The sequence below is a fragment of the Halodesulfurarchaeum formicicum genome (assembly GCF_001886955.1).
GTDB classification, from domain to species: Archaea; Halobacteriota; Halobacteria; order Halobacteriales; family Halobacteriaceae; genus Halodesulfurarchaeum; species Halodesulfurarchaeum formicicum.
Genome location: NZ_CP016804.1, coordinates 1,601,885 through 1,623,493, shown reverse-complemented (window position 1 = coordinate 1,623,493; position 21,609 = coordinate 1,601,885). Strand labels below are relative to the sequence as shown.

General features: G+C 65.5%; 20 protein-coding genes. 11 read left to right on the top strand and 9 right to left on the bottom strand.

Annotated features, from left to right (window positions below; genetic code table 11):
• Window positions 1–20: 20 nt before the first annotated feature.
• Both HSR6_RS08380 and HSR6_RS08375 read right to left on the bottom strand, forming a co-directional pair.
• Window positions 21–917 carry a TIGR01548 family HAD-type hydrolase gene (locus tag HSR6_RS08380; RefSeq protein ID WP_071933335.1) on the bottom strand — a complete coding sequence of 299 codons (897 nt, stop codon included), beginning with the start codon at window positions 915–917 and terminating at the stop codon, window positions 21–23.
• A gap of 27 nt (window positions 918–944) precedes the next feature.
• Window positions 945–1,358: a UPF0146 family protein gene (locus tag HSR6_RS08375; protein ID WP_199399060.1), complete on the bottom strand. Its 414-nt coding sequence runs from the start codon at window positions 1,356–1,358 to the stop codon at window positions 945–947.
• Window positions 1,359–1,397: 39 nt separating this feature from the next.
• On the opposite strand from HSR6_RS08375, the gene HSR6_RS08370 reads away from it, so the two are divergent.
• Both HSR6_RS08370 and acs read left to right on the top strand, forming a co-directional pair.
• Window positions 1,398–1,919, top strand: a complete 522-nt coding sequence (locus tag HSR6_RS08370; protein ID WP_071933333.1) for an archaemetzincin family Zn-dependent metalloprotease — start codon at window positions 1,398–1,400, stop codon at window positions 1,917–1,919.
• A 74-nt stretch (window positions 1,920–1,993) separates the two neighbouring features.
• Window positions 1,994–3,991: an acetate--CoA ligase gene (gene acs / locus HSR6_RS08365; RefSeq protein ID WP_071933332.1), complete on the top strand. Its 1,998-nt coding sequence runs from the start codon at window positions 1,994–1,996 to the stop codon at window positions 3,989–3,991.
• Window position 3,992: 1 nt separating this feature from the next.
• Here the strand turns inward: acs and HSR6_RS08360 are convergent, their stop codons facing one another.
• Complete coding sequence (locus HSR6_RS08360; RefSeq protein ID WP_070365446.1) at window positions 3,993–5,822, bottom strand: ribosome biogenesis/translation initiation ATPase RLI; 1,830 nt, start codon at window positions 5,820–5,822, stop codon at window positions 3,993–3,995.
• A 1-nt stretch (window position 5,823) separates the two neighbouring features.
• Window positions 5,824–6,123 carry an EMC6-like membrane protein gene (locus HSR6_RS08355; protein ID WP_070365445.1) on the bottom strand — a complete coding sequence of 100 codons (300 nt, stop codon included), beginning with the start codon at window positions 6,121–6,123 and terminating at the stop codon, window positions 5,824–5,826.
• A gap of 101 nt (window positions 6,124–6,224) precedes the next feature.
• On the opposite strand from HSR6_RS08355, the gene HSR6_RS08350 reads away from it, so the two are divergent.
• Window positions 6,225–6,494 carry an ArsR family transcriptional regulator gene (locus tag HSR6_RS08350; protein WP_070365444.1) on the top strand — a complete coding sequence of 90 codons (270 nt, stop codon included), beginning with the start codon at window positions 6,225–6,227 and terminating at the stop codon, window positions 6,492–6,494.
• On the opposite strand, the gene HSR6_RS08345 is transcribed toward HSR6_RS08350, so the two are convergent.
• A complete protein-coding gene (locus HSR6_RS08345; protein ID WP_071933331.1) occupies window positions 6,495–8,318 on the bottom strand; it encodes a PINc/VapC family ATPase in 1,824 nt (607 codons plus the stop codon).
• 119 nt (window positions 8,319–8,437) lie between these two features.
• On the opposite strand from HSR6_RS08345, the gene HSR6_RS11360 reads away from it, so the two are divergent.
• From HSR6_RS11360 to HSR6_RS08335, 4 genes are all read left to right on the top strand, one after another.
• Window positions 8,438–8,608, top strand: a complete 171-nt coding sequence (locus HSR6_RS11360) for an HVO_0416 family zinc finger protein (RefSeq protein WP_335589180.1) — start codon at window positions 8,438–8,440, stop codon at window positions 8,606–8,608.
• A gap of 120 nt (window positions 8,609–8,728) precedes the next feature.
• Window positions 8,729–8,887, top strand: coding sequence for a DUF7563 family protein (locus tag HSR6_RS11460; protein ID WP_449271672.1), 159 nt, complete (start codon window positions 8,729–8,731; stop codon window positions 8,885–8,887).
• A 50-nt stretch (window positions 8,888–8,937) separates the two neighbouring features.
• Window positions 8,938–10,770, top strand: a complete 1,833-nt coding sequence (locus HSR6_RS08340) for a UvrD-helicase domain-containing protein (protein ID WP_071933330.1) — start codon at window positions 8,938–8,940, stop codon at window positions 10,768–10,770.
• Window positions 10,771–10,815: 45 nt separating this feature from the next.
• Window positions 10,816–11,418, top strand: a complete 603-nt coding sequence (locus HSR6_RS08335) for a riboflavin synthase (RefSeq protein ID WP_071933329.1) — start codon at window positions 10,816–10,818, stop codon at window positions 11,416–11,418.
• On the opposite strand, the gene HSR6_RS08330 is transcribed toward HSR6_RS08335, so the two are convergent.
• Window positions 11,400–12,404, bottom strand: coding sequence for a PrsW family intramembrane metalloprotease (locus HSR6_RS08330; RefSeq protein ID WP_071933328.1), 1,005 nt, complete (start codon window positions 12,402–12,404; stop codon window positions 11,400–11,402). The genes HSR6_RS08335 and HSR6_RS08330 overlap by 19 nt on opposite strands.
• Window positions 12,405–12,482: 78 nt before the next feature.
• Here HSR6_RS08330 and HSR6_RS08325 point away from each other — a divergent pair, with 78 nt between their 5' ends.
• Window positions 12,483–13,901, top strand: coding sequence for a DUF402 domain-containing protein (locus tag HSR6_RS08325; protein ID WP_071933327.1), 1,419 nt, complete (start codon window positions 12,483–12,485; stop codon window positions 13,899–13,901).
• Here HSR6_RS08325 and HSR6_RS08320 read toward each other — a convergent pair whose 3' ends face one another.
• Window positions 13,902–14,255: a NifU family protein gene (locus HSR6_RS08320; RefSeq protein WP_070365439.1), complete on the bottom strand. Its 354-nt coding sequence runs from the start codon at window positions 14,253–14,255 to the stop codon at window positions 13,902–13,904.
• Between the two features lie 114 nt (window positions 14,256–14,369).
• Between HSR6_RS08320 and HSR6_RS08315 the strand changes: the two genes are divergently transcribed.
• Window positions 14,370–15,266 carry a DMT family transporter gene (locus tag HSR6_RS08315; protein WP_071933326.1) on the top strand — a complete coding sequence of 299 codons (897 nt, stop codon included), beginning with the start codon at window positions 14,370–14,372 and terminating at the stop codon, window positions 15,264–15,266.
• A gap of 23 nt (window positions 15,267–15,289) precedes the next feature.
• Here the strand turns inward: HSR6_RS08315 and HSR6_RS08310 are convergent, their stop codons facing one another.
• A complete protein-coding gene (locus tag HSR6_RS08310) occupies window positions 15,290–16,684 on the bottom strand; it encodes an aminomethyltransferase family protein (protein WP_071933325.1) in 1,395 nt (464 codons plus the stop codon).
• 126 nt (window positions 16,685–16,810) lie between these two features.
• Here HSR6_RS08310 and uvrA point away from each other — a divergent pair, with 126 nt between their 5' ends.
• Window positions 16,811–19,759, top strand: a complete 2,949-nt coding sequence (uvrA, locus tag HSR6_RS08305) for an excinuclease ABC subunit UvrA (protein ID WP_071933324.1) — start codon at window positions 16,811–16,813, stop codon at window positions 19,757–19,759.
• On the opposite strand, the gene HSR6_RS08300 is transcribed toward uvrA, so the two are convergent.
• Window positions 19,760–20,431, bottom strand: a complete 672-nt coding sequence (locus HSR6_RS08300; protein WP_070365435.1) for an RNA ligase partner protein — start codon at window positions 20,429–20,431, stop codon at window positions 19,760–19,762.
• A 65-nt stretch (window positions 20,432–20,496) separates the two neighbouring features.
• Between HSR6_RS08300 and HSR6_RS08295 the strand changes: the two genes are divergently transcribed.
• Window positions 20,497–21,606 carry an RNA ligase gene (locus HSR6_RS08295; RefSeq protein ID WP_394327098.1) on the top strand — a complete coding sequence of 370 codons (1,110 nt, stop codon included), beginning with the start codon at window positions 20,497–20,499 and terminating at the stop codon, window positions 21,604–21,606.
• Window positions 21,607–21,609 lie beyond the last annotated feature (3 nt).

The window sequence follows — 21,609 nt, the reverse complement described above, 5'->3', positions numbered from 1 at the left end:
GCGAAAAGCGTGGCGGCGACTCAGACCGATTCCAGGATCGTCGGCAACTCGTTGACCGTCTCCACCACCGCCGCGGCCCCGACCGACTCGAAGGCTGCTCGCCCACTCTCGCCCGCGAGCCCGCCCGTGAGGACCCCGATTCCGTAGTACTCGCGTCGCTGATCGCGCTCGGTCGCGTTCACGGCCGTTCGCACGTCGTCCCGGGTGTCCCCGGCGAAGGCGAGTGTTTCGGCGCCCGTCCGTTCGGCGACCTGGATCAGTGCCGTGGGGTCGGGTTTGCCCGTCCAGTCCTCCATCGCGTAGAGCCGATCGGCGGGCACCGAGAGCCCCACCCTGTCGAGGGCCAGATGCGCCTCGGCCCGGGGGCGTCCCGTCACGACTCCGATCTCGAAGTCCGCTGTCAGGGACTCGATCGTCGCCGGTTCGATCAGAATCGGCTCGTCCGCCATGAACCCTGCCGGGGGTAGCTCCAGATCCTCCGTCGATCCTTCATAAAGGTCCGGCTCGCCGCCTTCCAGGTCGCGGTACCCCGACGGCCCGAGGTACAGTTGCTGGAACACGTCCCGGAGCCGATCCGGGTCCCACGCCTCGAACACCGCGGTCGCCGCGTCGCCGAGCGCGTCACGAACGACGCCCTTCGCGCCGTCGAGACCGCCGCCCTGCTCGGCGACGTGCTCAGTAAAGTCTTCCACGTCCTGGTCGAGGCCCCGATCCCGGGCCAGCACGAACAGCGCGACGGCGTCTGAAAGGACCCAGTCGTTGTTGAACCCGCCGGCGTCTTTGAACGATTGGACTGCGGCTCGGGGAATCGTCTCGCCCACCAGGATTTCGACACTCCGGACGATGGCCCGCCGATACGAGTTCGAGACGTCCACGAGGACCCCGTCGATGTCGAGGACGACCGCGTCGACCTGCATACCCGAGCCTGGCGGGGATGGCCGAAATCAGTTGTGGGTCCGGTCGCGTCGGGCCGACGTGTTGTGGACGTACACTGGCCCGGACTCGGTCTCCTGCATGCGAGCCGAGATGAGGACGGGATCGCCCCCGAGCGTGGTGAAATAGAGCGGGATCGAGGCGGCGTCGGCGAGATCGGCTGCCGGTCGCTGGAGTTCGGGCGGCAGTCGCAGGGCGTAGATCGCGTCCGCGTCGCCATACCCCGTCCAGGTCGGGTCGGTCACGTCGTCCTGGACGAAGTCCACGCCCGGCGGTACGTCCCGTCGAACTCGGTCGACGGCGGTCACGGCGACCCCGCGATCGACGAGTTCCGCCGCGACCGTGGTTCGGAAACCGATCCCCACCTCGACCAGCCGGTCATGACCGTCGAGCAATTTCAGCAGGCCGGTCGGCAATCGACTCACGGCGGGATGTTTATGGCCGATGGGGCGAAAACCCTTCCCATGCGCGTCGATCTGGTCCCGATCGGGGAGGTCCCCGCGCCGGTCAAGCGAGAGGCCTCCGCGGTTCTTCGCTCAGTCTACGATGCCTCCGTGTCTATCGCGACCGACCAGGACCTCCCCCGGGACGCCTACGACAGCGGGCGCGACCAGTACCGCGCCGAGGCGTTCATCGACCTGGCGGCCGACGCCGCTCCGGGGGACCGGGCCGTCGGGCTGACGACCGAGGACCTCTATTACCGTCGGCGGAACTACGTCTTCGGCCTGGCCTATCTGGACGGTCGAAGCTGTGTGGTCTCGACGAACCGGCTCGGAACGTCCTCGGACGGCGGCTTCTCCCAGCGATCGCCGGAGGCCGTGTTCGGTGACCGGGTCCGGAAGGAGGTCGTCCACGAGGTGGGCCACATGCTCGGGCTCGATCACTGTGACAACAACCGCTGTGCGATGAGTTTCTCGCCGACGGTCCAGGAGGTCGACCGGAAAGAAGAGACCCTCTGTGGCACCTGTCAGCGCGAACTCTTCTGAGTCGGTGCGAAAACTTGCCGCGATCCATGGAACAAGACCTAAGGGTCCCTCTCGAATGAGTGAGAACGATCAGCATGCCCGAAGACGAATCCGACGGCGCAATCGAAGCCCGTCTCGCCGAACAGGAGTACTTCCGGCCGCCGACCCGCTTTGTCGGCCAGGCAAACGAGACCGATCCGGCGGTCTATGACCGCTTCGAGGAGAATTACCCCGAGGCTTACGCCGAGTGGGCCGACCTGCTGGAGTGGGATTCACGGTGGGACACGGTCCTCGATGATTCGAATCCGCCCTTCTACGAGTGGTTCAAAGGCGGGACGCTCAACGCCTCGGTCAACGCCATCGACCGACACCTCCCCGAGCGAAAGGACCAGACGGCCCTGCTCTGGGAGGGTGAGCCGGGCGACACCGAACGCATCGCCTATCAGGACCTCTATCGCCGCGTCAACGAGATGGCGGCGGTCTATCAGGAGGTCGGCGTCCGCGAGGACGACATCGTCACGCTGCACCTGCCGATGGTTCCGGCCCTGCCGATCTCGATGCTCTCGGCGGCCCGCATCGGGGCCCCACACTCGGCGGTCTTCGGCGGGTTCTCCGCCCAGGCCCTGGCGGATCGGATCGACGACGCCGACTCTGACGTGGTCGTGACGATCGACGGCTACTACCGCCGCGGGGAGTTCCTGGATCATAAGGCGAAAGCCGACGAGGCCCTCGAACTCGCGGAGACCGACGTCGAGACGGTCCTGCTCTTCAAGCGGGAGGACGAACTCCACCCCGACGTCGAGATCACGAGTGACGATCCCTACGTCCTGGTCGATGAAGTGCTGGAGCAAAAGCAGGGTGCACGCGTGGATCCGGTCGAGCGGGACGCCGAGGACCCGCTGTTCCTGATGTACACCTCGGGGACGACCGGCCAGCCCAAGGGGACCCAGCACCGGACCGGCGGCTATCTGGCTCATGCCACCGCGACCTCGAAGTACGTCCTGGACATCGAACCCGAGGACACCTACTGGTGTTCGGCCGACATCGGGTGGATCACCGGGCACTCCTACATCGTCTACGGGCCGCTCTCGCTGGGAACGACCAGCGTGATGTACGAGGGCGCGCCGGACGCCCCGGACAAGGGCCGAATCTGGGAGATCGCCGAGAAGTACGACGTGGACATCTTCCACACCTCCCCGACCGCCGTGCGGATGTTCATGGAGTGGGGCGAGGAGATCCCCGCGCAGTATGACTTTGACTTCCGGCACATGACCACGGTCGGGGAGCCGATCCAGCCCGAGGCCTGGCTCTGGTACTACGAGCACATCGGCGGCGGGGACGCGGTCATCGTGGACACCTGGTGGCAGACCGAGACCGGCGGCCACCTCATCACGAACCTGCCCGCGCTCAAGGACATGAAACCCGGCTCGGCCGGCCATCCCGTCCCGGGTATCAAGCCCGCGGTCTACGACGACCAGGGCCACCCGATCGAGAAGGGCTCGGCGCGGGCCGGCAACCTCGTCATCGAGCGGCCCTGGCCGGGCATGCTCCAGACGGTCTATGGCAACGACGAGCGGTTCATCGACGAGTACTGGCGGGAGTTCTCCGAGACGGACAGTGATGACCCCGCGGACTGGGTCTACAAGGCCGGTGACGGGGCTGTACAGGCCGACGACGGGTACTTCCGTATCCTCGGGCGGCTGGACGACGTGATGAACGTCGCCGGCCACCGACTCGGGACGATGGAGCTAGAGAGTGCGGTCGCGGAGGTCGAGGCCGTGGCCAACGCTGCGGTCGCGGGCCGTGAGGACCCACAGAAAGGCACCGTCCCGGACGTATATGTCACGCTGCGGGACGGGTACGAGGAGAGCGAGGCGGTACGTGCGGAAATCGTCGCGTCGATCGAGGATCAGATCGGGAAGTTCGCCCGCCCGGCCAACGTCTGGCTGGTCGAGGAACTCCCCCAGACCCGCTCGGGGAAGATCATGCGGCGGCTCCTGGAGGACATCTCGAACGACGAGGAACTGGGCAACACGACGACCCTGCGGGACCCGAGTGTCCCCGAACGGATCCGGGAACACATCGACCACTGACTCACCCGGTGTAGTAGTACTCGCCGTCCCGGCGCTGCTGCCGGTCGAGTTGACTGCCCGGCTTGTTGATCCGTGGCCGGCCCATCCGCTCGTCGCGACGGAAGGTGACCGAGAGGTTTTCGAGGAACGTGTTCATCCCCTCGCGCATGTTCATTGCCGGGCTGGCGTGCCCCCGTTCGGCGGGCTCGCCGTCGAAGACGAGCAGGCGATCCGCCAGCAGGTCGATCACGTAGATGTCGTGGTCGATGACCATGACCGTCGTCTCGTGGTTCTCCGCGTAGCGGCGGATCGCCCTGGTCGCGAGCACTCGCTGTTCGACGTCGAGGTGCGCGGACGGCTCGTCGAGCAGGTAGAGGTCGGCGTCCCGGGAGAGCGTGGCCGCGATCGCGACCCGCTGGCGTTCCCCGCCGGAGAGATCGACCAGTAGCTGATCCATGATGTCCCCGAGACTGAGCGGGTCGCCGATCTCGGTCTGCCAGTAGGAGCTGCCCACGTCCGTGGAGATGTCCCGGAGGAACGTCTCGACGGGAATGTGCTGGTTGGCCTCGACGTACTGGGGCTTATAGGCGATGTCCAGATCCAGGTCCACGCTCCCGGAATCGGGTTCGAGTCGGCCCGCGAGGAGCTTCGCGAAGGTCGACTTCCCGATGCCGTTCGGGCCCACGATGCCAAGCACCTCGTTCTGGTGGACGACCCCGCCATCGACCGAGAGGGAGAACTCCCCGTCGCCGTAGGACTTCTCCAGGTCCGGGTACTCCACGAGCACGTCGGCGTTCGAGACCGGCCGAGGAGCGTGAGACTCGAACTCGATGGCCTCCGGCCGGACCCGCATGTTCTCGTTCTCCAGGTAGCCGTCGAGGTACTCGTTGATGCCGTTGCGAACCGGTTTGGGGGGCGTAATGACCCCGAAGACCGACGGTTCACCGTAGGCCACGTGGAGGTTGTCAGCCAGGAGATCGAGGACCGCCAGGTCGTGTTCGACCACCAGGACCGCCCGGTCTTCCTCCTCGGCGAGTTCCCGAACCAGCCGAGCCACGGCGATCCGCTGGGTGATGTCGAGGTACGGGGTGATCTCGTCGAGGAAGTAGAAATCGGCATCGCGCAACAGCGCGGCCGCGATGGCCACGCGCTGGAGTTCGCCGCCGGAGAGACTCTCAACCGCCTGGTCGAGGACCGGGGTGACCGAGAGCCGGTCGGCGATCGATTCCAGTTCGCCCCGTTCGTCGGTCGCCGCGAGCAGCTCCCGGGCGGTCCCCGAGAACTGATCGGGGATGCGGTCGATGTACTGGGGCTTGCGCGAGACGGTCACGTCGCCGTCCCGGACGGCGACGAGGTAGTCCTGGAGTGCCGTCCCCCGGTACTCGTCGATCACGGCCTCCCAGTCCGGCGGGTCGCCGATCCGCCCCAGGTTGGGCGTGATCTCGCCGGCCAGGGCCTTGACCGCGGTGGACTTCCCGATCCCGTTCGGCCCCAGCAGCCCGGTCACTGTACCGCTTTCGGGCATCGGCAGCCCGTACAGGGCAAAGGCGTTGTCGCCGTAGCGGTGGGTTGGTTCCTCGTCGAGTTCCTGTGGCAGATTGAGGATCTCGATCGCGTCGAAGGGACACTTCTGTACGCAGATCCCACAGGTCTCGCCCAGACAGATCTCCTCGGAGATCCAGACCTGATCCGGTTCGCCGTCGAAGGGCTCGTCCTCGTCGTAGCGCTCCGAACGGGCCAGAATACAGTCCTTGCCGGTGCGGTTCGGGGGGCAGTAATCGATGCACTCGTAGTTACACCGATCGGGCTGACACCGCTCGAGGTCGACGGTGGCGATACTGTCACTCGCCATGCTAGAGTGTGACGCCGGTCGTCAGGAAGACCCCCCAGGTCACGAACCACAGCGAGAAGGTCATGAAGGCGTTGAACAGGTGGTCTTTCGCGCCGAACTCGCTCACGTCGATGCCGAGCAGCCGCAACACGCCGATGTTGGCGATCAGCGCCCCCACCATGATCGCCAGGCCGAGCTGATCGGTCGCACTCGTCGCGAGGGCCGCCGATGCCACGCCGGCGAGGACCCCGCCGAGTGCGGTCTCGGTCGTGATGACGACCGACCGGAGGTGGCCGGTCATCCCCGCATTCTCGGTACTCATGTCTGTGTACTCGGTGTGCCGGCCCAAAAGCCGTTCGTTCCCGCTTTCCACCATATCAATTGGGCCCGTTTCTTATTCGCTTCTCACTGCTTTGTTCATCTATGACAGACCAACCCTGCCTCGACGAACTGCCCCCCAGTGCCAAGCTGGTCTACAAGGTCCTGGAGTACGACGGCCCGCTGACCCAGAAGCGCATCGTCGAGGAATCGATGCTTTCGGCCCGGACGGTCCGGTACGCGCTCGACCGCCTCGATGACTGCCAGCAGATCGAGGAGCAGGTGTACTTCCAGGACGCCAGACAGAGCCTCTATCAGTTGCGATCCCCGGCCGAACGGACCGAGGAGTCCAGTGCCGAGGCCGAACTGGCCTGATCACTGCACGGTGATCATCTCTTCCCGATCGATCGCCCGTTCGAGTTCCTCCGCGATGGCACTCCCCCGGGAGACCTGAATCTCGCCGCCACGCCCGACTGTCGCCGTGAAGAGATATTCGCCGTTGGCCTGAACCTCCACCGTCTCCCCGGACCCGCGCTCCTCCACCGGCACGATGATGTGCTGGGTGGTGATCTCCGGGGTAACGATCTCGCCCTGAGTTTTCGATTCGGATTCGGTACTCGGCTGGTCCTCGAAGGTTCGCACGTCGATGTCGATCCCCAGGCGGTTCTCGATCTCCCGAATGCGCTTTCCGTCCCGGCCGATGACGTGTGAGATGTCGTTCGTATCGACGTAGACGATCGCCGAGTTCGGGCTCTGTACGTCGACCTCGACCGGGCCCTCGGCGGCCGCGCGGATCTCCCGTTCGATCTCGCCCTCGGCCAGCTGATCCACGCCCGATTTCGACGCCTCAGCGCCATCAAGCGGGACGGTGACGACCTGCCGGTTGAAGGTGTAGATCTCGTAGGCCGGCGTCCCGGTCTCGAAGTCCCGGATGACGATGACCGGCCTGGCGAGGTCCTCCTCCATCAGCCCCGACGGGACCTTGACCTCGGTCGTCACGTCATAGACCGTTTCGACCGCCCCGGCCTCGATGAAGACGACCGTGTCGACGACCTGCGGGATCATCCCGAGTTCGACCCGGCCGACCAGCCGCTGGAGGGCGTCGATGGCCCGCGTGGCGTGGACGACGCCGATCATGCCCACGCCCGCCAGTCGCATGTCGGCAAAGACCTCGAAGTCCTCGGTCTTGCGCACCTCGTCGTAGATGGTGTAATCCGGCCGCACCATCAACAGGGAGTCCGCCGTCGCGGCCATATCGCCATCGAGGGCCGTGTACTGGGTGATCTCGGGGCCAACCTGGAGGTCGCGGGGTCGCTCCATGGTCTTGACGGCGTTGTCGTTCTCGACGAGGAACTCCGCGACCGCCTGGGCGAAGGTCGACTTTCCGGCCCCGGGCGAGCCGGCGACGAGTACGCCCCGCTGGCGTTCCAGCAGTCGCGATCGAAGCTCCTCGGCGTGATCGTAGTCGGCGAGATCGGTCTTCGCGATCGGTCGGACCGCGGTGATCTCCCAGCCATCCGCAAAGGGCGGGCGGGCGAGGGCGATCCGGTAGTCCCGGAACTGGACGATCTTCATCCCCACCTCGTCGATCTCGATGAATCCGTCGGGGCTCGCGCGGGCGGTCTCCTCGATGTCGTGGCTCCACTCCTTGAGGTCGTCCTCGGTCGAGACGGTCTCGTCGATGATCTCGTAGTGCATCTCGCCGATGGCCCCGCGTTTGGCCATCGGTCGCGTGCCGGCCTTGAGGTGGACCGACATCGTCTCCTCGTCGAAGAAGGACTCGATCTGCAGGGACTCGGTGTCCCGGCCCTTCGGCTCGACGTACTCCGCGTCGATGCCTTTGGCCTCGGCGACCTCGGCCTGGACGATGTCGGAGGTGAACAGGGTCGCGCCCCGCTCCTGGGCGACGTCACGAATCAGGGCGTCTATCGCGCCCGCGGCGGCCCGCTCGATCTCGCTTTTCTCGGCCCGCTCGCCGACGTACTCGACCTCGATCTCGCCGTCCGCTTCGAGTTCGATCAGGGTCTGGAGCTCTTCGAGGCCGTCCCAGCCGGTGTCCCGGCCGGCGTTGGCCTGATATTCGAGTTCGCCGACGACCGCCTCGGGGACGACGATCGTCGCCCCGGCGTACGTGCCGGCTCGCACCCGCTCCGAAACCCGGCCGTCGATGATGACACTCGTGTCCGGGACGATTTCCATACCGGGAGATAGCGTCGGCGCGTTGAAAAGGATGTTCAACCGCAAAATTGGGATCGAGACGGCAAGCTATCCAACTGGTCGATACAGTTAAGTGGGTGGTATGCCATAACACACCTTGTATGTCGAGTGCAGAGGCTCCCGACGACGGTCTCATCGACCAGTTCCTCGAATCCAGAGGTCACGACACGGCATCGTGGGACCAGAACTATAACAAAAAGCAGTGCCCGAAATGTGGGGGCCTCCATGAGGTAGCGGCGACACAGTGCTCGGTCTGTGGCTGGGCACCGTAGCAAACTGACACGACGCCGGTTTTTGGAATTGGCGGGTAGGGATAGCCGCATCTTAGCCCCCGGAAAAATTCGGGTAGTCGGCACATCTAAGTTAGATGACTCACAACAATCCAGTGAACGATGCCGGAGTGCCAAAACTGTGGATCCTTCGTAACCGAGGCGTACGTCCGGGTGTTCACCCCTGACGGAGTGGCGCAACCACGTGTCTGCCCGAACTGCGAGGACAAGATACGGGACGGCGCGGAGGTGCGTGAGGCCCGCTCGACCCGCAGATCGTGACCGGCACCGAGACACGGCACTTATAGGCCCCTGGGCCCTGTTACTGTGTGATGACCGACACGGAGCCGGTGGTCACCCGTCTCTTCGGGGGCCCCGGGAGCGGCAAGACGACGGCACTCCTCGATCGCGTCGAGGACTTACTCGACCGGGACGGCGTGACGATGCGGGACGTTCTGGTCGTCTCGTACACGCGAGCGGCCGCCGCGGAGGTTCGCGAGCGGCTGGCCGAACGTCTCGACAAGAATCCTCGGGCGTTGAAGGGCAACGTCTCGACGATGCACGCGAAAGCCTATGACCTCCTCAACCTCTCGCGAGGGGACGTCGTGGGCGAATCCGAGAAGGAGGAGTTCTGTGAGGAGTATGGCATTCCCTACGAGGACGAGTACGCCTCGGGCTCCCGGCGGACGGCCCGCTCGACCACGCTTGGCAACAAGATCATCGCGACCAGCCAGTGGCTCCAGCGAACTCAGCGGGACGTTGCCGACTGGTATGACATTCCCTTCCAGTGGAACGACGAGGAGGTTCGTCTCCCGCCCGACATCGACCCCAACGCGCAGGTCGGCAACAAGTACACTCCGACCTGGCCCAGTTCCGATGACCGCGTAGACATCCCGGAAGCGATCCGTGCCTGGCGGGCCTACAAGGGCGAGCACGGCCTGGTCGGCTTCGCCGACATGCTCGAACGGGTCGCCGAGCGCTCGCTTTTGCCCAACGTGGACCACCTGGTGATCGACGAATTTCAGGACATCACCCAGCTCCAGTATGCGGTTTATGACGAGTGGAAACCCCACATGGACACCGTCTTCATCGCCGGCGACGACGACCAGGTCGTCTACGCCTGGCAGGGCGCGGACCCGAAACTCCTCCTCGAAGAGGAGGGCGAGGACGTCATTCTGGAGAACTCCTACCGGCTTCCCTCGAACGTGCTGGAAGTCGTGCAACAGGAGATCGAACACATCGACGAGCGCCAGGAGAAGGACCTGAACCCCCGGACCGAGGGCGGCTCGGTCGAGGCCGTGGAGAGTCCCTCCGTGCTCGATCTGGTTCGGAACGTTCGCCGCACGGTCGAGACGGGCGAGGACGAGACGGTGATGGTCCTCTTCCGGGCCCGCTACCAGCTCTTTGACTTCGTCGAGGAGTTTATCGACGAGGGCATCCCCTTCCGGGCGCTCACCGACCAGCGGCTCTGGACCGACCGACTCACCGACTACGTCCGGGCCATCGAGGCCCTGGACCGCGACGAACCTGTCGATGGCCTGCAGGCTCGCCGACTGGTGGATATGCTGCAGGCCTCGGCGTTTGGCACCGGCGACCGCAACGACATGCGTGACGAACTCGACGAGCGTGAGGAGGCCGCCGATGTCGAGGACATCCGGAAATTAGAGATCGAACCGGACGTGGTGCGAGACTACGCGCCCTTCGTTCCGGCCCCGGCCGCCGCGGCGGACATGCTGCGGAAAGTCACCCGCTATCAGCGTCAGTCCATCGACGCGTACTTCCGCGGCGATTACGGTGGGGCCGACCCCAACCAGGTCCGGGTCGGCACGATTCACAGCGCCAAGGGCCGCGAGGCCGATCACGTCTTCGTGGCGACCGACCTCACCGAGAAAGTCGTCGAACAGATGGCCGCCTCTGTCGGCGATGACCTCCCGGAGGGCCTGGAATTCCCCAAGCGTGGCGGCACCGTCCCGTATCTCACGGACAACGAGCGCCGGGTGTTCTACGTCGGGATGAGTCGGGCCCGAAACCGACTGGTCCTCCTTCAGAACCTGATCGACGGGGCCCCGACCCTCCCGATCGACGTCCTGCTCCACGGCGAGCCAACGGGCGAAACCCTGGCGGACTCAGTCGAGGCCAAGAGCCAGGTCTCGCTGATCCAGTAGGTCGGAAGGGACAGGGCTTTGGCCCCGACAGCCCGAGCAAGTCCCATGTTTACCGGGATCGTCACGGGGACCGGCACGGTCACCGACGTGACCTCAGATGCGGACGGCCGGCGGCTCACCATCGAGGCCGAGGGTTTTGGCCCCTTCGAGCACGGCGAGAGCATCGCGGTCAACGGCGTCTGTCTCACCGTCGAGGAGTACGGTTCGGACTGGTTTTCGGTCTTCACGGCGAGTGAAACCCTGGACAAGACGACCTTCGAGCAGGTCAGCACGGGCTGGACGGTCAACCTCGAACGGCCGCTCGCCGCGGACGGCCGGTTCGACGGCCACGTCGTGCAGGGCCACGTGGACACCACCACGACCGTCGAGGAAATCGAGCAGGTCGGGGAGGACTGGACGTTTACCTTCGCCCAGCCGGCCGGCTACGAGGGCTACATCGCCTCGAAGGGCTCTGTCACCATCGATGGCGTGAGCCTCACGGTCGCGGACATCGACGACACGGCGGGGACCTTCGACATCGCGATCATTCCGACAACCTACGCGGAGACTCGCTTTGGCGAGTACGCCGTCGGAGATCGGGTCAACCTGGAGGTCGACGTGATCGCGAAGTACGTAAAGCGGCTCGCGAGTCAGGGCGACCTGTCGTAAAAGGCCCCCGCGCCGACCGACTCGAAGGTCCGGCGATACCGGCTCAGTTTCCCGTAGAGGATCGCAAAGAAGAGTCCGTCGTAGGCGATGACGAAGGCCACGAACCCGAGCGTGGGCGGGAGGCCACCGAGAATCGGGACCAGATTTAGCACTCCTTCCAGGTTCGACACCAGGATGTTGTACGTCGCGTGGATGCCCGTCGCCACGAGCAGTCCCTTGATCACGAGCGGGCCGCGGTGGGCCGGGTTGAACTTCGCCAGGCCGAGGTAGTACCCCGCAAAAGCCGAGTAGATCACGTGGCCTGGCCCGGCGAAACTCCGTACCGCGGCAGTCTGGGCAGTCGGCGCGAATAGCCCGCCGGCCCCGGTTGCAGCCACTTGCATGTAGCCCTGGGTGATGTAGAGGACGTTCTCGATGGCCGCAAACCCGAGGCCAGCGACCGCGCCGTAGATCGCGCCGTCGATGACCGCATCGAAGTTTTCGCTTCGGTAGGCGTGGAGTCGAACTGCGAGTAGCTTGACGGTCTCCTCGATCGGTCCGACCACGAGCAGGAAGTAAAACACCATCCCGATGGCCCCAAAGCCGACGAACAGCCCCCGGAAACTGGAGTTGAACACGGCCGCGAACCCGGCGAACAGAAAGCCCAGGAGGAAGGTCACCGAGAGGGTTTCGATCGGTTCGAAGGCCACCACGTCCGAACGCCAGATGAGGACGACCAGTCCCAGCGCCGGCACGATCGAGAGCGCGAAGTAGACCGCGAGGATCGGATCTTCGAGGGTCACCGCGACCGTGATGGCGAACTGCCCGGCGACGATCGCGAGTGCGAGCCCGATGATGGCCGCCCGCCCGCCGGACAGGAGCAACCGGTGCACCACCGTTGCAAGGCCGTCGAGTGTCGTCCGTGGCTCCCAGGTCGCGATCTCCTGGAGGTCCCGGTCCTCGTCGGCCGCCCACTGGATGGGGTCCTCGGCGTCCTTCCGGCCCATAGCGGCCCTTCTCGGGGCGGCCCCATGACGGTTCCGGCGGATCCGGGGAGTGAAATCCCTCGACGCCCAACGAAGCCTATGACAGACGGCGAGGACACCCCGGCCGTTCGCGTGCGGGGGATCTACGCGACGGCCCTGACCGAACTGCTCCGCGAGTCGGGAGCCGCCCAGGTGGTCGACCCCTCCCCGGCGATCGCGGCGCGGTTCGACGGCGGGTTCCCGGCGGCAGCTCCCGTGGCGACCGTGGACATGACCGAGGACCGGCTCGGGGTCTCGATTTCGGGTGCCCCGACCGCCACTGAAACAGTTGCCGACCAGCTCGCTGCGGTCGCGATCGACACCTTCGACTGGACAGACCCGGCTCCAGCAAGCGCGATTTTCGAGGGCGAGGTCACGGAGACGGCCGGTCGGGGGCTGATCGTCGATCTCGATGGAACTGAGGGTTATCTCCCAAATCGGGCGACGAACGACGACCTCGACGTGGGCGAGTCGGTCCGCGTCCAGGTACAGGAGCCGGCCCCGCCCTGGCGGGACTCGCGGCCCCGGCTTGGAACGACGCTGCGCTCCCCTGGTGGGCTCGCGACCTTGGTCAGGGGCGTTGACGCGCTGGTGGCCGATACCCCCGATGGCAGCGCGGATCACGAACTCGCCCGGACGACCGAGCTGCTACCGGTCTCGATCCCCGAGAACTGGGGCGTCGAATGGGCCTCCGGAGCGGCCGAGGCCGAGATGGCGACGCTCGAAGCCGCCCTCCAGCGAGCGGTCGAGCACGCCCGCGAGATCGAATCTGCGCTGGATGGTGCCACAGGTCCGATCGCCCGGCCCCAGGCCACGAATTGGCTGCGGTTCGGTCGGGAAACGCGGTTCGCACTTGACGAGTACCGCTCGGCGGTGACCGAGACGATCCCGGGCCACCACCGCATCAAGGCCGGCGGTGAGGACGCCGGAACGGCAGTCGACTTCGTCGAGTCCCTCGGCCAGGCAATCGAGACCTTCCCCTTCGGGCCCGTGACCGACGCGCTCGGACCGGCGGTCGAGGAGTCCGTTCGAATCGTTCACAGCAAGCCAGACGGGCAGGAGTTCGCGCTCGGCCGGGGGACCGTGACCGACCGCTCGACCGAGAAAGAACGGGTCACCGTCGAACGGGAGCTGACGAGTGCCGGCACGTATGACGCGCTTGGAACCGCTCGCGAACCGGGAGACACGGCGACCACCCGCTTTGCCGAGGGGCGGTGGTGGTATCCAACCGTCTACCGAGGCACGGACGGGACGCCGAAAGGCACCTACGTGAACATCGCGACGCCGGTCGAGGTGTTCCCCGACGCCGTCCGGTACGTGGACCTGTACATCGACGTGATCAAGAAGCCGGACGGCACTGTCGAGATCGTGGACGCCGCGGAACTCGAAGCGGCGGTCCAGAACGGCCACGTCCCGGAAGCGGTTGCCGAACGGGCGACGGACGTCGCCGAACGCGTGAAAACGGTTCTCTCCGGGTAGTCAGAAGAAGTCACTCGCGGGGCGGCTCTTCCCCTGCCCGCCTCGGCCGCCCTGGGTCCGGTCGATGCCCATGTAGTTCTCCGGCTGGTCGACCGCCCAGTCGTCCCCGCCGCCGTATTCGACGGTGACCGTACTGATCGCCTCGAAGTGACTCGTGAGCTCTTCTTGCAGGGTCTCCTCGGTGGTGTGACTGATGCCACAGCCGTCACAGGCCCCACCGAGTTCGACCACGACCGTTCCCGTCTCGGCGTCGACCGAGCGGATCGCGCTGGTGCCGCCGTGGGACTGGATCATCGGCATGTTTACGGACAGCCAGGATTCGATCCGGTCCGCGAGGGCCGTCTCCTCGGTCATTGCCCTCCTTTGGGGAGCGGGGTATGGAAAGGTTGTGCTCACGGCGGATCCATCGGTGGCTGTCCCAGGCGACAATGGAAACTCGTTTTGCTCACCCGTCGTGAGAACCAGGTGATGCAATCGGCGACTCGTGGGGTGGTTCTGGCGTTGATCTCCGCACTCGGATTCGGCACACTCGCCATTTTCGGCCGGCTCTCGGAGCTTGTCGGACTCTCTCTTTCCTCGCTACTTGCCTTCCGTTTCGCGCTTGCGACCCCGCTCGTGTGGCTCCCACTGCTCTATCAGGGCCGGCTCGAACGGCTGCGGGGGCGGGACCTGGGCATTGCCGTCCTGCTCGGGGCCGGTGGCTACGCGGCGATGAGTTTCCTCTTTCTCACCGGCGTGAACATAATCGGGGCCGGACTGGGGGCGATCGTCCTCTACATCTACCCGGCCCTCGTGGTGGTCCTGGCTGCACTCTTCCTCGACGAACGAGTGACGAAGCTCATCGTGGCTGCGGTCGCCATCGCCGTCGCCGGTGTCGGCCTCGTCGTGACCGGGCAGCCCGCCAATGTCGATTTCCTCGGGATCGGGACCGTCCTCCTGGCGGCGGCGGTCTATGCCGGCTACATCACGCTCAGCGGGACCATCCTCGATCGGGTGTCGGCGACGGTCCTGACGGCTCACGTCATCCCGGCGGCCAGCGTGACGTTCATCGTCCACGGCCTGCTCACCGGGTCGGCCCAGGTGCCGGCCACGCTCGACCAATGGGGCGTGGTGCTCGGCATCGCGCTGTTCGCCACGGCGATCCCGATTCTCACCTTCTTCGCCGCGGTCACGGACATCGGTGCCAGCCGGACCAGCATCGTGAGCACGCTCGAACCCGTGTTCACGGTCTTCCTGGGTGCACTCCTGCTCGGCGAAACCCTCTCTCCGATTTCGATTATCGGTGGCCTCGCGGTCCTCTCGGGGGTGTTCCTCGTTCAGTACGAACGGGCCCGGGTGACCGAACCGGCCGAATCAAGCCGGTGACTACCCTCAGTGGGCCGAAAAAATTACTCGCTTTGCATGTCCGACTTCGCGTTCAGTTTGGCCTGTTCTCGGGCACTCGGGTTGACCGAGGGCTGGAAGGGCACTTCCGAGACTGTCGCGTAGACGGGTTCACCCGGCTCCTCGGCGTACTCGTCGGGGAGGTGGACGGCGAACTCGATGTCCGTATCTTCCTCGTAGACCCGGTCGTCGAGTGGCACGTCTAGCTCCTCGAGCTTCGCTGCGGGCACGTGGGCCAGCGCGATGTTCGTCTCCAGCTCCTCGTTCCACCAGGGCGAGGTGACGTAGCCGACTTCCTCGCCCGTCTCGGGGTCCGAGACCAACCAGAAGTCCGGTGCGTAATCCGTAATGGGCTCGCCGGCCATCTTCAGCCCGACCAGCTTGTGGGTGAACGGATACTCGCCGTTCTCGATCAGTTCCTTCTGGCGTTCGAGTTCCTCCTTCCCGACGTAGTCGCCCTCTTTGTCGTCGGGGACGTGATAGCCCAGGTTGACCTGGAACGGGGAGGTCTCGTGGTCCATGTCCTGGCCCCACGAGAGGATCCCCGCGGCGATCCGACGCTGGTGGCCGACCGCGATCTGTCGACCCCCGTGGGCCTCGACAGTTTCCAGGACCGGGTCCCAGACCCGCTCGGCGTTCTTCGAGGCCTCCTTCACGTAGACCTCAAAGCCCTTCTCGCCGGAGAAGCCGGTCTGGCTCACCAGGACGTCCTGGCCGTTGATCTCGGTCTCCAGCAGGCCATAATAGGGCATCTCCGTGACTTCCTCGCCCACGAGGTCCACGAGCACGTCCTCCGAGCGCGGGCCCTGGATCTGCATCGGGGCGACGTCGATCTCGTCGACCTCGGCGTCGAACTCCATGCCGACGTTCACGCCCTGGATCCACTGCATCAGATCCGAGTCCGGGATGGAGAACCAGAACTCGTCCTCGCCGAGTCGGAGTAGCACGGGGTCGTTGAGGATCCCGCCGTCCTCGTTGCAGGCAATGACGTATTTCCCCTTCATCGGCTCGATTTCGGTGGCGTCACGCGTGACGACGTAATCCACCAGATCCTCCGCTTCCGGGCCCTGCACGCGAATCTGGCGCTGGACCGCGACGTCCCAGAGCGTGACCGTATTGACGAGGGTCTCGTGTTCCGACGTCGGGCCGCCGTCCTCGAGATCATCGAACCCTCGCGGGTGATACATCCGGTTGTACGTGGTCGCACGCCAGGCCTCCTCCTCGTTGAAGGACTTGTGGAAAAACGGCGACTTGCGGATGCGCGTCGAGACGAGCATTTCGATATCCGGGGCCCCGGTCTGTCGGAGGTTTCGGGGCAGGACTCGGTCGGACTGGTCTACTTGCGGGTGGTTTGGGTGGGCCGCTTCGCCTGCGTCGCGTGCGCTGTCGTCAGAAGACACACTGTCCCTATTCGCGGGACCGTATTAAAGGAGCGGGAAGGGGTAACCCACGGTGGGCCAGTTTTCCGAATGGGTCCATCTCCGCGACCGACAGACCTACCCCCCATCGTCCGCTATCCGGTTTCGATGAGTGAGGAGACAATCGAGGTCCGCGGGGCCGAGGCGCACAACCTGAAGGACCTCGACGTTTCCATTCCGCGCGAGACGTTGACCGTCGTGACGGGACTGTCGGGTTCCGGGAAGTCCTCGCTGGCCTTCGATACGGTGTATGCCGAGGGCCAGCGCCGGTACATCGAGTCCCTCTCCGCGTACGCCCGAAACTTCCTCGGGCAGATGGACAAGCCACAGGTCGAGTCGGTCGATGGCCTCTCCCCGGCCATCTCGATCGACCAGAAGAACGCCGCGAACAACCCCCGATCGACGGTCGGGACCGTGACCGAACTCCACGATTATCTCCGCCTGCTGTATGCCCGGGTCGGGGTCCCGCACTGTCCGGAGTGTGGTCGCGAGGTCGGCGAGCAGAGCCCCCAGCAGATGGTCCGTCGCATCCTCGAATTTCCCGAAGGCACCCGGGCGAAGATCGCCGCGCCGATCGTCCGGGACCAGAAGGGCGCCTTCGAGGACCTGTTCGACGACCTCCTGGGCGAGGGCTACGCCCGCGTGGAGGTCGACGGTGAACCCTCCGACCTGGCCACCGAGACGCCCGACCTCGACGAGAACTACGATCACACGATCGACGTGATCGTCGACCGGGTGAAAGTGAGCGAGGACGCCCGCTCGCGGATCACCGACTCGGTCGAAACCGCCCTTGAGGAGGCCGATGGCGTGCTCAAGGTCATTCTCCCCGACCCGCCAGCGGACGTGGACGTGGGATCGACGGCCCGATCCACGGGCGATCTGGCGGCCGAGGAAGAGGATGAATCGCTCGCGGTGGAGTTCTCCGAGGAGTTGGCCTGTGTCCACTGTGGCATCGACCTTCCCGAGATCGAGACCCGATCATTCTCCTTCAACAGCCCACACGGGGCCTGTCCGGCCTGTGAGGGACTGGGCGAGACCAAGGAGGTGAGCGAGGACCTCGTGGTGACCGACCCCGAAAAGCCCCTGCGTTCGGTTTTCGAGCCCTGGAGTTACGACCGCTCGTACTACCGCAATCTGCTGGACAACGTGGCCGAGCACTTCGACGTGAGCGTCGAGACCCCCTTCGAAGAACTCTCCTCGGCCGTTCAGGAGGCTTTCCTCTGGGGGACCCAGGAGGACGTCCACTTCGAGCGCCGGACCAAAAACGGCGTCCGGCACAAGGACGAGCCCTTCGAGGGTGTCATTCCGAACCTGGAGCGCCGCTACGAGGAGACGGATTCGGACCGGGTGCGCGATCACATCGAGGACTACATGTCGGTCACCACCTGCCCGGTCTGTGAGGGGTCCCGTCTAAAGGCCGAGAGCCGGGCGGTCCTCGTCGACGGCACCTCGATCACCGAGGTCAATCGAATGAGCGTCGCGGAGGCCCACGAGCACTTCGCGGGCATGGAGTCGAACCTCTCCGAGCGGGACCGAACGATCGCCGAGGAGATCCTCAAGGAGATCCGGGCCCGCCTGGGCTTCATGCAGGAGGTCGGCCTTGACTATCTCACCCTCGATCGGGAGGCCAGCACGCTCTCGGGCGGGGAGAGCCAGCGCATTCGGCTGGCGACCCAGATCGGGTCCGGGCTGGTCGGCGTCCTCTATGTCCTCGACGAGCCCTCGATCGGGCTCCACCAGCGGGACAACGACCGCCTCCTGAACACCCTGGCGGAGCTTCGGGACCTGGGGAACACGCTGGTCGTCGTCGAACACGACGAGGAGACGATGTGGCGGGCCGACGAGATAATCGATTTGGGTCCCGGCCCCGGCCGACATGGCGGCCAGGTCGTCGCACAGGGCGACCCGGAGGACCTGATGGCCGCTTCAGACTCGCTCACGGGGGACTATCTCGCGGGGCGAAAGCAGATTCCGGTCCCGGAAACTCGTCGGGAGCCCGACGGTCATCTCACAGTGCAAGGAGCCCGTCAGCACAACCTCGCTGACCTGGACGTGGAGATTCCGCTCTCGGTGTTCACGGCGATCACCGGGGTCTCGGGGTCGGGAAAATCCACGCTCATGCACGACGTGCTCTACAAGGGCCTGGCCCGCGAGATGAACGACAACACCTCGGTCGTGCCGGGTGAGCACGACGACATCGAGGGGCTCGATGCGATCGAATCGGTGCGGCTGATCGACCAGTCCCCGATCGGGCGCACCCCGCGGTCGAACCCGGCGACCTACACCGGCGTCTTCGATTACGTCCGGGAGCGATTCGCGGAGACCAAACTCGCCAAGCAGCGCGGCTACGACAAGGGTCGGTTCTCCTTCAACGTCAAGGGCGGCCGGTGTGAGGCCTGCGGTGGCCAGGGAACGGTCACCATCGAGATGAACTTCCTCTCGGACGTCGAGGTCCCCTGCGAGGAGTGTGGCGGGGCCCGGTACAACGACGAAACGCTTGACGTGACACTTCGCGAGAAGACCATCGCCGACATCCTGGATATGACCGTCGAGGAGGCCCTGGAGTTCTTCGAGGCGGACTCCCGGATCAGCCGGCGGCTCCAGTTGCTCGCGGACGTCGGCCTGGACTACATGCGCCTGGGCCAGCCCTCGACGACGCTCTCCGGCGGGGAGGCCCAGCGGATCAAACTCGCGGAGGAACTGGGAAAACAGGACTCGGGGGAAACCCTCTATCTCCTCGACGAACCCACGACGGGCCTGCACAAGGCCGACGAGCGCAAACTCATCGACGTGCTCCACCGGCTGGTCGAGAAGGGCAACAGCGTCGTCGTCATCGAGCACGAACTCGATCTGGTGAAAAACGCCGACCACGTGATCGACCTCGGGCCCGAAGGTGGGGAACGTGGCGGCGAAGTCGTCGCGGCCGGCACGCCGGAGACGATCGCGACGAACGACGAGTCTTACACGGGTCGGTATCTTCGGGACAAACTCCCGACGGTCGAACTTGACGGCCCCCGGGCCGGGGAACGAACCGCGGGTCGGGCCAGCGGGGACTGATCAGTCCTCGCGGTCGTTCGAGCGCTGGGCGGCGGCCAGATACTCCTCGAGCAGCCCCGGAAACTCCCGGCCGCGCATGTACCGCAGGCCGAACTCCTCGGCCCAGTTGATGATCCCCGCGTCCTCGGTCACCACGCCGGCGTTCATCTCGCGGGCCAGCACGAGCAGGTCAAAATCCTCCCGCGAGTCCAGAATTCCCTGTCTGAGGGCCCGGCGATACTTGTCCCGCAGATCGGAGATCACCTCGTCGGTCGGGGTCTTGTACTCGTGCTCGTCCAGGGCCTCGGCCTCTGCCTCCTGGGCATCCCGGACGGCTCGTTCGGAGACTCGCAGCCCCCGGTCCACGCGGTCTGACATCTCCTGGACGAACTCGTAGACGACCTCCGCGGGGATCATCACCTCGTAGTGGGCCGGGTTCTTCCGGATGATCCAGGTGTTCAACCGTGAGCGCAGCTCCTCGCTCACGTTTCGGGTCTCTAGCATCCGCATGAGTTCCTCCTGGATCGAGGGCGGCATGTAACAGGAGATCCCCAGCTCCAGCTTCGCGTCGGCGATCAGGTCCACGAACCGTTCGAGGGCCGCCTCCAGGTCCTCGTCCTCGCGGCGGATCTCCTCGGTGAGGAAAGCGGAGGTGTCGACGACGAACCGCTGTTTGAGAGGTTCCTCGGCCATGGGTTGGGGTTCTCTCCCAGGGGGTAAAGTTTAACCGGCGGACTGCTTTTTGTGCCCGACCGAGTATGACCGGTATGGACGAGGCCTCCCTGTTCGGGGTCGAACCCGAGGAACTCTCGGCGGTCCGATCGGCGTTTACCGAGGCCACGTACCGGGGGCTGGAGTACGCGTATCTGGGTAGCCCGACCCGTGGCATCGAGCGCGGGACGGTCCGTATCGCCGACACGCTGGTCCGGGGCTATCCCAGCACGCCTCGCGTGCTCATGCTCGACCCGGGCGTCCCGACGTTCTTCGATGGCCCACTCGCCATCGAGGAGAAACTCAATGGGTACAACGTCCGGATCGCCCACGTCGGCGAGCCACTGGCCTTCACCCGGAGCGGGCGGATCTGTCCGTACACGACACGAATCGCCCGCGAGCAGTTAAACCTGCAGGCCTTCTTCGCCGCCCATCCCGACCGCATGCTGTGTGCGGAGTTCGTCGGCCCGGAGAACCCCTACACGCCCCACGAGTACGATGTCGACTCCCTGGAACCGCGTGTTTTCGACGTGCGACATCGGGAGACTGGCCGGCCGATGCCGGTGAAACAGCGCCGGGCCATCGCCGAGCGCTTTGACTTTCCCCAGCCGGACTGGTTCGGGGTGGTCGACCCCGGGGACATCGAATCCATCCGAGAGGCGATCACGGAACTCGACGCCCGTGGCCGGGAGGGGATCGTCATGCAATCGATGGATGGCCGGGACCTCCTCAAGTACACGACTGCGGCCACCCACCGCCAGGACCTCGAATCGGCGTTTGCCCTCCCCTTCGACTACGGTCAGGAGTTTCTCTTCTCGCGGCTGATCCGTGAGGGGTTCCAGGCCGTCGAATTCGACGCGGACGAGACGGCGATCCGGGAACGGGCCCACGGCCTCGGTGAGGCCATCCTCGAACCGATGGTCGAGACCATCCGGGCCGTCGAGGCGGGCGAGACCGTCGGGGAGCGCCACACTGTCCGGGGCAGTGACAGTGCGGTCGGGGAGTTGCTCATCCACCTGGAGGAACAGGGGCTCAGCATCGAGATCGAGGCCGACCGCCGGCAGGGCGGGGAGCGAATCGTCGAGTTCGTCAAGATCTCGAACACCACCCGGGACAAGATCGAACACTTCCTCGCGGGCGGGACCATCGATCAGTAGCCG